We start from the raw sequence: 12,942 nt of genomic DNA, 5'->3' as shown, positions 1-12,942 counted from the left end.
TATCGCCCAAACTGGTTAAATTTTAACAGTGACAACTATCCTGCCAGAGGGGGGTCTCGTCTGAACCCAATCCCTGCCAACAAGGTTCGAGCGTCACTTTCTGTTAACCCAAAGCTGTGTGTCATCAAACTATCGAACATGGTGTCGTTGGTGTCTAACAGGCCAAAGTGTTGATCCAAGTATACGGTCGCCCCTAAGCGCTTAATGGATCCGATATAGTTCGAGTGTTGGCCGTGAATGGCTTTTAACAGTGTCGATTTTCCGCACCCATTAGCCCCAGTTAGATAACATCGTTCTCCCTGTGATAGAGAGAAGCTAATAGGAGCACTAGAACCAAAATTTAGGCGACACTCTTCAACGGTTAATAGTGAGTGTTTTTTAGTAGCATCCGCTTGTTGTAGGTATAACGCTTGTGGCTTCAGTTGCTCTTGTTGTTCTTTAAGAGATTGAAGTTTATGTTGGTTTTGATCCTTTAAGTTCCTGTGGCTTGTTGCCGATGCTCCTTGGGTTCGTCCTGCTTTATCTTTCATTGCATCCAATAATATCTTGGGTTGGCTACCTGATTTTCGGAGTCGGTTACCTTGAGATTCACGTTGTTGTGCTTTTTCCTTGTTAGTCTGAGCTTGGCGCTCGAGTCGCTTCTTCTCCGATTGGTGATGCGTTATCTGCTTGTCCAGTGCTTCACTTTGACTCGACATTTGCGTGAAGTAATCATCGTAATTCCCTTTATAGAAACGCATGCCCAAACTGTTGAGGTGATAGATCCCTTCCATGTGTCTCAACAAGCTTCGATCGTGACTGACGACAAGTACTTTTCCTTCAAACAACTGGCATTGTTCTAGTAACCAATTGCGCCCTTCGTTATCCAAATGGTTTGTAGGTTCGTCGAGAATCAGTATGTCGTGGTTTGATGCGAATAACCGATGAAGCTGTAAAAGGGCGAGCTGCCCACCGCTCAATGTATGGCACGGTGTGGTTAACCCACTGGTTATTTTCAATGTGGCTAAAAGTTGCTTTGTGTTCGCTTGTAAATCCCAATCCTCGCCAACGATATTGAAGTGCTGAAGTTCGCAGCTGCCTTGTTCTATGGCGTGTAATGCGTCTAACTTTTCGGCGATCCCCAAGAAGTCAGCAATGCTGGTTGTGCTATCTAATAGCTTTGAAGGCAACTGGGAGTAAAAGCCGATCGAGCCTTGTTTGGAAACACTGCCTGATGTGGGTTGTGTTTGCCCGATCAGTAACGAAAGCAGTAGTGATTTCCCGGCTCCATTTCTTCCAACTAGACCTGTCAGGCGCGTGTTCAGATGAAAGGTGATGTCTTTGAATAACCACTCACCAGTATCGAGTTGGAATGAGAGATTGTTGGCTAATATAGTAGGCATAAAATACCTCCCTTTACGTGTAAACGAGTAAAAGGGGTGAGGCGCTTTTCTACATAGACTCCAACATAGGAGTCTAAGAATAGATCGCCAAGACGTTACTTAGGTAGATGACCAATCAAAGATAGAAAAGCTGCGCTGAGATAATTTCTGTCTTTGAGGTACAGTTCTGCAAGATACATGTTGTCAAAATACGGATCTTTAAGAACTTGATTTGTCGCGAAAATAGATGACGAAGTAACGCCCACTAACCCCGAGTGTCCAAATGATTTTTATAAAAATAAATCGGATGTCAGGATGTTAGTACTTCATTATGGCGTTATTCTCTTTTGAAATGATGGTGGGATGTTACTGAAAGAGAGTGCTTAAAGTCAATATGGTGGTGTGATTAAAATGTATCCAAATAATTAAAGCGCCTCATGCCTATATATAGATATAGCCATGAGGCGCTTTAGAGTGTTCTTTGAAAGCAAGGGCTTCAACGAATGTGGAAATTACAGGTTTTGCCCACCGACGGCACGCCAGCACATGTCAAAGCTATCGCTGATGTACTTGGTTGACTGCTCTGATGGTAACTCATTCTGCTCAATCAACCAGTTTGCACAAATCAAAAAATGGCTATGGATGAAGTGCCTAACAAGGTTGATGTCTAACACCATCAGCTCACCGGCTTCTTGTCCTTTCAGAACGATTTCATCTAGCGATGCGAACATCTGTGAGACGATGACTTCTCGAGTTTGAGCCGTTGGGTCGAAATGAACATTGGTGAAAAACTTCATCGCAACTGGATTTTCTAGCGCCCATTCAAGCCCTGTGATCCACATGAACTTAAAGGCTTGGTAGCGATCTTGTTCAGCGATTTCTGTGTGCTGGTGAAGGGTAGAAAATAGCTCTATTTTCAGTTCACGAAACAGTTCATCAATCAGTAGAGATTTGTTCTCGAAGTGGTGAAACAGTGTCGCCTTTGCTACGCCTGCTGTTTTCGCTATTTGTCCGGTAGATGTGCCCTCGAGCCCTTGCTGAGAAAAGAGCAGGAGTGCAGCATCTAGGATTTTTTGCCTTTTCGTAATCATCTATTTAGTACTTTGAACAGAATCTTTTTAATTGGGTTGTTGTAAGGAGGGTGCATTAACTTGGTGAAGTTAATTTTTCCTCTACTTAGAACGGTTTTGGCATGGCTAAAGGTCTTGAAGCCTTCAATGCCGTGGTAGTGTCCCATGCCTGAAGGACCAATGCCACCGAACGGCGCATCTTCTGCCGCCACATGCACTAGCGAGTCGTTAATACAAACACCGCCAGAATGCGTATTCGATAAGAACTGTTCTTGGGTCTGTTTATCATGACTCATCAGATACAGAGCAAGCGGACGTTCTCTTGTTGTGATGTAGTTGATCGCTTCTTCAATAGAATCATAAGGCACAATCGGCAGAACAGGGCCAAACAACTCTTCTTGCATCGCAATCATGTCGTCGTTCACTTCGGTTAGAAGGTGTGGCGTCATTCTGTGGTTCACATCGTCTTGTGATTGCTCGGTGACAGTGTGAATAACCGCACCTTTAGACTGAGCATCTGCAATCACACCCTTCAAACGATTGTATTGGCGCATATCGATTACAGAGGTTAAGTCTTTGCTTTCAATACCGGCTTTGTAAAGCTTTTTGAAGTACTGCTTATAAGCCGTGATGAACGCGTCGACTTTTTCTCGTGGTAATAAGATGTAATCGGGCGCCACACAAATCTGTCCAGCGTTCAAGCTTTTTGCAAACAGGATGCGTTCAACGGCGTCAGCGACATCAAAGTCCGGATCAATAATCGTGGGAGACTTACCACCCAATTCTAAAGTTACTGGCGTTAAGTTGTTGGCTGCTGCTCTCATTACGTGCTTACCCACAGAGGTTGACCCTGTGAATAGAATATGATCAAACGGGAGTTGGCTAAATTTCGCGGAAACATCAGCTTCGCCTTCGATAATCGCAACCTGATCTTCGTTAAATCCTTCAGCCAACATCGCTTTTAAAACTCGGTTGGTCGCTGGAGTGAACTCAGACATCTTGAGCATTGCAGTATTACCTGCCGCCAGCGCCGTGATGAGAGGCCCTAAAGAGAGCATCACCGGGAAGTTCCAAGGAACAATGATACCGACAACACCCACTGGCTGATAATGAACGGTGATCTTCGCGGGTGTCAGCATTAAGCCAGCTTTTCTGCGAGATGGCTTCAACCACTTCTTAAGGTTCTTCATGCTGTAATTGATCTGGTGAAGAGAAGGGGTGATATCAGCAATCAAGCTGTCGTGTTTTGCTCGATGGCCATAATCTTCAGACACCGCATCAATCAATTGTCCTTGGTAGCGCATTAGCAACGCTTTTAATTTCGAGAGGTCTTTTCTTCTCTGCTCAAGCGCTGGATTAACATTACTGCGGTAGTGATCTTTTTGTCGGTTGAACATTTGATCCATGTCGTTGATGTTCGACGTGGTTGGTTCAAGGTCTAGATTATGGCTCATAGTATCCCCTAAATTCTAAGGCTGACCGATTGGTCGGTCGGTTGAATTTACAAGAAGATCGAATCGAATACAAGATATGCACGAGAAAAGTTCAATAATTGAGCGGCTACAACATTGAAGTGAGCGAGTTTTAGTTGGAAGAACGAAGTGTTTATAGGTATCGAATCACGGGATACAAGTTGTGTTTGTGATAGCGAGAGTTCAGATTGGGAAGTGCGCATATTTGTCACAACCCTGACTTAACTTGACCAGGTTAGCTAAGAATTTTATGTGTCTTTGGTATTTTATTCACCTGATTCTTTGTTAGAAAGTGCTTTAAATCTCATGCGCTTCAGCCTGTTTTTTGGCCTAAAACCTTGTAATACCTTACCTGTCACTTTAAGTCGGGGCGACGATAAAAAAACGTAATCGTAACCACAAATATCAATGGTTGGACTCACTCTTAATAATATCGGTTAATGCAGCCAACAAATCGTTTTCGAACGTTTTTTGTTGGGTTATACCTCGCTATTCCAATGAGGTATCTTCTGTCGATGGCCCTATAGTGTGAGGTCTCTAGAATTGGAAAATTCGGTTAATTTGGAACGCATCCGTGCTGAGTATAATGTAAAGCACTGGAGCCAAGGTTTTTATGGAATTGATGATAATGGTGAGGTGTATGTATCACCGAGCGAAACCGATCATCAAGTTCCGCTAAGTCAGATCGTAAAACAGTTAGAGCAGAGAAATATTGGTTTGCCTGCTCTTGTGCGTTTTCCTCAAATAGTGCATCAACGTGTGCACAATATCTGTAACGCATTCAACCAAGCGATCGACGAATATCAGTACGATAACCGTTACCTACTTGTTTACCCGATTAAAGTTAACCAACAGAAAGAAGTGGTTGACGAGATCTTAGCGAGCCAAGCTCAATTAGAGCAGAAGCAGCTTGGTTTAGAGGCGGGCAGCAAGCCTGAACTATTAGCGGTATTGGCACTGGCTCAAAAAGCGAGCTCTGTGATCGTGTGTAACGGTTACAAAGACAGAGAATACATCCGTCTTGCGCTTATTGGCGAAAAGCTAGGCCACAAAGTATTTATCGTTCTAGAGAAGTTGTCAGAGCTTGATCTTGTCCTTTCTGAAGCGAAAGCGCTTGGCGTGAAACCTCGTTTAGGTTTGCGTATTCGTCTTGCTTCTCAAGGCGCAGGAAAATGGCAAGCAAGTGGTGGTGAGAAGTCGAAATTCGGTTTGTCTGCATCACAAGTATTGACCGTTATTGAACGCTTGAAAGCAGAAGATCAGCTTGATGTTCTAGAGTTAGTGCATTTCCATCTTGGTTCACAAATGGCCAATATTCGTGATGTGCGAAATGGTGTGAGCGAAGCGGCTCGTTTCTACTGTGAACTGCGCGATATCGGTGCTCAACTGAAGTTCTTAGACGTTGGTGGCGGTTTGGCGGTCGATTACGACGGCACACGTAGCCAGTCTTCAAACTCAATGAACTACGGCTTGCTTGAGTACGCTCGCAACATCGTAATGACAGTAGGGGATATTTGTAAGCTCTACAATCAGCCGCAACCTGTGATCATTTCTGAATCTGGTCGTTCGTTGACTGCGCATCACGCTGTGCTTGTTACTAACGTGATCGGTACAGAAAGCTATTCTCCGGAAGATATGGCGGCTCCAGAAGCTGACGCACCAATGTTGCTTAATAACATGTGGAAGAACTTCTTAGAGCTAGATGCGGGTAATGATGACCGAGCGTTGATCGAGATCTACAACGACACGCAAAGCGATATCGCAGAAGCGCACAACCAATTTGCAACAGGCATGCTGAATCTTCAGCACCGTGCTTGGGCAGAGCAGATGTCTTTGCGTATTAACTACGAACTTAGCTCTCGTATGAGTACTAAGAACCGTTACCACCGTCCTATTTTGGATGAGTTGAGCGAGCGTTTAGCCGACAAGTTCTTCGTGAACTTCTCGCTGTTCCAATCTTTACCAGATGCTTGGGGTATTGATCAGGTATTCCCTGTATTACCTCTAAGTGGTTTGGATAATGCGGATGAGCGACGCGCTGTAGTACTGGATATCACCTGTGATTCTGACGGTACGATTGACCAGTATGTTGATGGCCAAGGTATTGAAACGACTCTGCCAGTTCCTGCATGGAACCCAGATGAACCATACCTGATGGGCTTTTTCTTAGTAGGCGCATACCAAGAGATCTTGGGTGATATGCATAACCTATTTGGTGATACCCACAGTGTAGTGGTGAATGTTGATGAAAGTGGTCAAGCGAATATCGACTACATCAATGAAGGCGATACGGTTGAAGACATGATGCGTTATGTTCACATTGATACGGATCTGATTCGTCAGAACTACAAAGATTTGGTCACGGCAAAAGTACCAGCACAAGAGCAGCAAAGCGTACTTGAAGAGTTAGAGCAAGGCTTGATGGGTTACACTTATCTTGAGGATTTTTAATGAACGATCTATTTACCAAACCAGATTACTCGCTGTACTCCAACGCGATGACTTTTATGCGTCGTCCATTGGTACAGAACCCAATTGATAACGATGCTGATGTGGTTGTGTTGGGCGCGCCGTTAGATATAGCGACGTCGGGTCGTCCGGGTGCTCGTATGGGGCCTGATGCGATTCGTCGTGCGTCGGTAAACTTGGCGTGGGAAGGCAAAAAATTCCCTTGGGACTTCAATGTATTTGAACACACCTCGGTGATTGATGCTGGCGATCTTGTGTTTGATTGCGGTGATGCTGAAGACTTAACTCAGCGTTTAGAAGCAGCCGCTGATGCGATTCTAAACAGTGGTAAAACACTGTTAGGTTTAGGTGGCGATCACTTCATTACACTGCCTTTGCTAAGAGCATACGGCAAGAAGTACGGTGAGATGGCTCTGATTCATTTTGACGCGCACACTGATACTTACAGTCAGGGCAGTCGTTACGATCACGGCACCATGTTCTACCATGCGCCAAATGAGGGGCTAATCTCGCCTGAGTATTCTGTGCAAATAGGTATTCGTACAGAGTATAAGCAGGAAGGTCACGGCTTTAATGTTATTAATGCGATGCAAGCGAATGACATGAGCGTGGATGAGATCATTGCTCAAGTAAAAGGTATTGTTGGCGACAAACCTGTTTATGTAACGTTTGATATTGACTGTCTAGACCCTGCGTTTGCTCCGGGTACTGGGACACCAGTGTGTGGTGGTTTGAATTCAGATAAAGTGCTCAAAATCATCCGTGGCTTACAAGGTATCAACATGGTTGGTATGGATGTAGTAGAAGTGTCTCCAGCCTATGACCAAAGCGAAATTACCGCTCTAGCTGGTGCAACTATCGCACTTGAGCTGCTTTACGTTTGGACGGCAAATCGTTTAACAAAATAAAATAGTTAGCGAGCCATGTTGAACGTGACAATCTCGTTTTACAGATAAACACCATATTGCGGTACATGATCTTCTAAAAGCCGCCCGAGTTAAACTCGGGCGGCTTTTTTGTATCTATTGTTTTGTCCTAAAACGTATTCCTTTTGATATGTGTATATCCAATGATAAGTCATGACTATTGTTCCTCCATAGCACCTTAATATGTTGATGGGCATATATGAAATTGGGGAAATATACGCTTAATAAATGGTTTTTCATCCGCTTTGTGCTGAACATTGTCTCAAGTTTGGGACTACTCTCTGCTTTATTGCTATCACATCGTTTGCCTCAAGCAATGTCTTATATTCGCTCATGATTTATCTACTTTATTCCTGTATATCTTTATAGGATTAAAGAGATGTAACATCGCTGTGAGTTTATTTGCATATAAATCAATGCACTACTAACGTTTAATTTGTGTTTTAGAAATCCATAGAGAATAAGTGAATTTGTGAAAAGGAGTCTCTTAGCACAGACATGGCATTTTTTATGGGGAAGACTAGGCTTAACAGTAAGTAAACTATAAAAAAAACAGGTTAAATACTTATCTCTTTTCAACTCGAAGAGGCACAACAAAAGATTGGCCATTGATGAGGGGTAAGTATGAATTTGATTAAAGCCTGTAATGATTAACAAAAATAATTTGTACAGCTCTAGATAAGAGTGCTTGTGATAACGGGGGATATATGGATATTGAGGTTTCGCGCCAAGCTGCGGTTGTTGAAGCAGTAAGTGGGGATGTGGTTGTAGTAACACCTGACGGCAGCCCAAAAAAAGTTCTAGTTGGCGATATCATCCGTGAAAATGAGATAGTCATTACCGCAAATAATGCAGAACTTGTATTGGGAGTTCCAAATGGTGAGGTTCTGGTTGGCGATAATTGTGTTGGATGTATTGACCAAGAATTGTCTTGGGCAGATGCCCCAATCGCCGGAGAGGTCAACTTCGATTTAGAGCAATCTGACGACGGAGCCTTTACTGACGATGATATTGCGGCAATCCAAGAAGCTATTTTAGGCGGCGCCGATCCTACTGAAATTTTGGAAGCAACGGCTGCTGGTGAAGGGCTAGGCTCTGCAAATGCTGGCTTTGTTACGATTGAATACAATAATATTCAAACTCAGCCCTCGACATTCTTTGAGACATCAGGGCTTGCGAAAGAAGAGGTAGAGGAAACTCGAGAGGAATTTAGAACGATCACACGTTCAGCTGGTGGTCAATCGATCAGCGAATCAGTCACTGAAGGTTCTATTTCTGGCAATACCTACCCCCAATCTATTACGACCACAGAAACGATTATTGCGGGCAGTTTAGCTCTAGACCCAGATTCTTTTGTCCCAGACACACTCTCCCTTGCTTCACTCCTAAGTGAGCTTAATAACGACATTACATCAAGCGGCCAAGTTGTCACGTTTACTTACGACTCGGTAACGAATTCCATTGTTGGTGTTCAAGGTACTGACGAAGTATTACGTATCGATATTGATGCTACTAGTGTTGGCAATAATATCGATATCTCATTAACCACCACGATTTCTCAATCTATTGATCATGTTCCGTCTATCGGTGGTGGGCAGGTTTCTTATACTGGCGATCAAATTAACTTTGCTTTTGATATTCAAGGTGAAGACTCCGCAGGAAACCCAATAGCATCACCAATTAATGCGCTGGTTACTTTATTTGACGGAGTGAATCCGTCTGCTGAAAGCGTGAATATCAATAATGTAGAAACGAGTAGTGCACCTATTGAAGGCACTTTTTCTAATATTGGAAGTGATAAACTTCAATCTGCTGTCTTTGATGCAAGTGCGTTAGAAGAGTTTGATGGGCTGCTCAGTGATAACCAAAATACGGTTGCAAGACTGTCTGATGACGGAACAACGATCACTCTGTCTATTCAAGGGAGAGGTGAGGTTGTTCTCACAATCTCCCTCGATACCGATGGCACATATAATTTCCAACAGTTTAAACCAATAGAAGAAGTGAGCTCCGACACGCTTTCATTCTCTCTACCGATTACGGTTACCGATTTTGACCAGGATGTCGTAACGAATACGATTAAGGTTGATATCTCTGATGGTGATAGCCCGTTCATTATTAATGTTGATGGCATCGATGTTGATGAGTCAGGCATTGTTGGTGGCTCACAAGAAGGAACAACCCCAGTAGGTGGTATTGGCAGTATCACAGCAAGTGTTTTTGAAAGTGACATTATTGACCATTACGAACTTGAACCGACTGAATTTAATACAGCGGGAGCCTTGGTTTCCAATGGTGCTGCCGTTCAATTAGAGTTAGTTAGTCAAACCAATGATGTGAGAACGTATGAAGGTTATGTTGAGGTCAATGGATCTCGAATTACGGTCTTTGACGTTAAAGTCGATAGTCCATCATTGGGGAATTATGAATTTACTCTGTACGAATCGCTTTCACACCAAGGTGCTGAAGGTGAGTTGCTAACCTTTGTATTGCCCATTTACGCGGTTGACGCGGATGGTGACCGCTCTGCACTGTCTGGTGGGTCAAACACACCAGAAGCTGCTGAGATCTTAATCAGTGTAAAAGATGATGTGGTCGAACTCATCGATAATGTCGTTTCCGTCGATGAACCGACTTTGGCGGGTGATACTGTTGTTTCTTATAATCTATTCAACTTTGAGGGTGCGGATGGTTCGACAATCCAATCATTGTCTTACGATGGGGTCGCATACAAGTTAGACCAAAATCTACTCCCAGATGCGGCACAAACTTTCCCATTTACAGAAGGGGTTGCAACGATTTCACTCAATGGTGATTTTAGTTTTGAAGTCGCTCGTGATATCAACCACTCAAGCAGCGAAACCATAGTAAAACAATTTGCCTTTTTAGCTGAAGATGCTGATGGCGACGAGAGCTTTTCAACGCTTGATCTTAGTATTACTGATGGCCAAGATCCGGTAATTAACCTAGTTCCACCAGTGACATTATCTGAAACGAATCTTGGTGATGGATCTTCGCCAAGCGGAAATGCGGTTAGCGCCACTGAAACGATTACGTTTACAGCCGGTAGTGATGATGTCGCGAGTTTTCGAATTGATCCAAACTTGTTCAATTCTAATGATACGCTCAAATCGAATGGGCTTGTCGTTGAACTCAAGGAAGACCCCCAGAACTCAGGTACTTACATAGGTTTTGTTAACGATGGGGTAAACCCTGATGTCCCAGTATTCACGATTAGCTTTTCTACAAGTACATTAGGGGAATACACCTTCACGCTGCTTGAAGCGTTAGATCATGAAGATGGCCTTGCAAATAACGATCTGAGCTTTGAACTGCCTGTTTATGCCGTGGACACTGATGGCGATAGCTCGCAAATTTCCCCGCTTACAATGACCATCGGTGATGATGTGCAAATCATGAAAGATGGTGTGCTCAATATTGTTGAACCGACGGTTGCGGATTTGGCTGCTGGTAAGGTGACGACTGCCACCATTGATGTGATGCCTGATCAGAGTGCTGATGGCGCGACCATTACCCAGATCACGTATGATAATACCGTTTACACCTTGAATCAGGGCTTAACGGGAGAGCAGCTTATCACTGTGCCTGAGGGAAAGCTGTTTGTTACCCTTGAAGGTGAAATACGCTTTGAACCCAATCGCGATTTAAACCACACAAGCAGCGAAGATATCGTTAAGACGATCGTGGTGACGTCAAGTGACTTTGATAAAGATCCGGTGACATCCACCGTTACTTTGACCATCACCGATGGTGATATTCCAATCATCAATACTATTCCAAGCGTCACGCTATCAGAATCTAACCTTACAGATGGCTCGGCAGCAAGCAATGTTCCTGTGAGTCAAACTGAGACTATTCAGTTTACCAATCAAAGTGATGATGTCGTCAAGTTCCGTATCGACCCTGCTCAATTCAACACGAACGACGCGCTTAAATCGGGCGGGTTGGTCGTTGAGCTTAAAGCTGATCCAAACACGACTGGTGCGTATATCGGCTTTGTGAAAGATGGAGCCAACCCAGAAGTTCCTGTCTTTACTATTAGCTTCTCTACCAGCACGGTGGGTGAGTACACCTTTACTCTACTTGAAGCATTAGATCATGCTGATGGCCAAGCAAATAATGAATTGAGCTTTGATTTACCCGTTTACGCGGTCGATCGTGATGGTGATGATTCATTGATGTCGCCGTTGAAAGTGACGGTCAGCGATGATGTGCAAGGCATGCAAAACCAAACGTTAACCATTACTGAGCCAACGGTGGCTGATTTGGCTGCTGGTGTTGTTACGACTGGCACTGTTGATGTGATGCCAGTGCAAAGTGCAGATGGTGCAACAATCACTCAGTTCGTTTATGACGGACAACTTAGAACATTGGTTCAAACAGATACTGGTGAGCAGCGGTTTGGTTTCACTGAAGGGACGTTAGTCATCACCCTGCAAGGTGAAGTGCGCTTTGAACCCAATCGCGATTTAGTTCATACAAACAACGAAGACATCGTTAAAACAATCGTAGTGACGTCAAGTGACTTTGATAAAGATCCGGTGACATCCACCGTGACTTTGACCATCACCGATGGTGATATTCCAATCATCAACACCATTCCAAGCGTTTCTTTATCGGAATCCAACCTTACAGATGGCTCGGCAGCAAGCAATGCTCCTGTTAGCCAAACTGAGACTATTCAGTTCACCAATCAAAGTGATAATGTAGTCAAATTCCGTATCGATCCTGCTCAATTCAACCCGAACGACACACTTAAATCGAATGGGTTGGTCGTTGAGCTTAAAGCTGATCCAAATACGACTGGAGCGTACATCGGCTTTGTGAAAGAAGGAGCCAACCCAGAAATTCCTGTCTTTACGATTAGCTTCTCAAGTAGCACGGTGGGTGAGTACACCTTTACTCTACTTGAAGCGTTAGATCATGCTGATGGCCAAGCGAATAATGAGTTGAGCTTTGATTTACCCGTTTACGCGGTAGACCGCGACGGTGATGACTCATTAATGTCGCCACTGAAAGTGACGGTCAGCGATGATGTGCAAGGCATGCAAAACCAAACGTTAACCATTACGGAACCAACGGTTGCTGATTTGGATGCTGGAATGGTGTCGACAGGCACTGTCGATGTAATGCCAGTTCAAAGTGCTGATGGCGCGACCATTACTCAGTTCGTTTATGACGGACAACTTCGGACATTGGTTCAATCTAATACGGGTGAGCAGCGGTTTGATTTCACCGAAGGGACGCTAGTTATCACCCTGCAAGGTGACGTGCGCTTTGAACCCAATCGCGATTTAGTTCATACAAACAACGAAGACATCGTTAAAACAATCGTAGTGACGTCAAGTGACTTTGATAAAGATCCGGTGACATCCACCGTGACATTGACGATCACTGATGGTGATATTCCAATCATCAATACTATTCCAACCGTTACGCTATCAGAATCTAATCTTGCCGATGGCTCGGCAGCAAGCACCGTGCCTGTGAGTCAAACCGAGACTATTCAGTTTACTAATCAAAGCGATAATGTGACGAGTTTCCGTATCGATCCTGCTCAATTCAACCCGAACGACACACTTAAATCGAATGGGTTGGTCGTTGAGCTTAAAGCTGATCCAAA

General features: G+C 44.0%; 5 protein-coding genes and 1 pseudogene. 3 read left to right on the top strand and 3 right to left on the bottom strand.

Going from position 1 to position 12,942, the window contains the following annotated elements:
• Positions 1-53: 53 nt before the first annotated feature.
• The 3 genes and pseudogenes from AB6E08_RS21030 to AB6E08_RS21020 form a co-directional block, all read right to left on the bottom strand.
• Positions 54-1,382 (bottom strand): annotated as a pseudogene (locus AB6E08_RS21030) (ATP-binding cassette domain-containing protein); the annotation flags it as partial.
• Between the two features lie 491 nt (positions 1,383-1,873).
• Entirely contained in the window at positions 1,874-2,452 is a 579-nt protein-coding gene (locus AB6E08_RS21025; protein ID WP_372064440.1) for a TetR/AcrR family transcriptional regulator, read from the bottom strand.
• A complete protein-coding gene (locus tag AB6E08_RS21020) occupies positions 2,449-3,885 on the bottom strand; it encodes a coniferyl aldehyde dehydrogenase (RefSeq protein WP_372064442.1) in 1,437 nt (478 codons plus the stop codon). Before AB6E08_RS21020 ends, AB6E08_RS21025 begins: the two co-directional genes overlap by 4 nt.
• A gap of 561 nt (positions 3,886-4,446) precedes the next feature.
• Here AB6E08_RS21020 and speA point away from each other — a divergent pair.
• From speA to AB6E08_RS21005, 3 genes are all read left to right on the top strand, one after another.
• On the top strand, positions 4,447-6,354 hold the full coding sequence (gene speA, locus AB6E08_RS21015; RefSeq protein WP_102257374.1) for an arginine decarboxylase: 1,908 nt from the start codon (positions 4,447-4,449) through the stop codon (positions 6,352-6,354).
• Positions 6,354-7,280 (top strand): agmatinase, encoded by a 927-nt coding sequence (gene speB / locus AB6E08_RS21010; protein WP_372064444.1) that lies wholly within the window; start codon positions 6,354-6,356, stop codon positions 7,278-7,280. Before speA ends, speB begins: the two co-directional genes overlap by 1 nt.
• Positions 7,281-8,005: 725 nt before the next feature.
• Positions 8,006-12,942, top strand: a 4,937-nt coding sequence (locus tag AB6E08_RS21005) for a retention module-containing protein (RefSeq protein ID WP_372160238.1), incomplete at its 3' end; no start/stop codon positions are given.

Origin of the sequence: Vibrio sp. 10N.247.310.24, from assembly GCF_041467175.1 — a bacterium.
Classification (GTDB): Bacteria; Pseudomonadota; Gammaproteobacteria; order Enterobacterales; family Vibrionaceae; genus Vibrio; species Vibrio tasmaniensis_A.
This window is presented reverse-complemented; position numbering and strand designations above follow the sequence as displayed.

Excerpts from the sequence above, each read along its gene's own strand:
- AB6E08_RS21025 (WP_372064440.1), bottom strand. The coding sequence starts at position 2,452 with ATGATTACGAAAAGGCAAAAAATCCTAGATGCTGCACTCCTGCTCTTT.
- AB6E08_RS21020 (WP_372064442.1), bottom strand. The coding sequence starts at position 3,885 with ATGAGCCATAATCTAGACCTTGAACCAACCACGTCGAACATCAACGAC.
- speB (WP_372064444.1), top strand. The coding sequence starts at position 6,354 with ATGAACGATCTATTTACCAAACCAGATTACTCGCTGTACTCCAACGCG.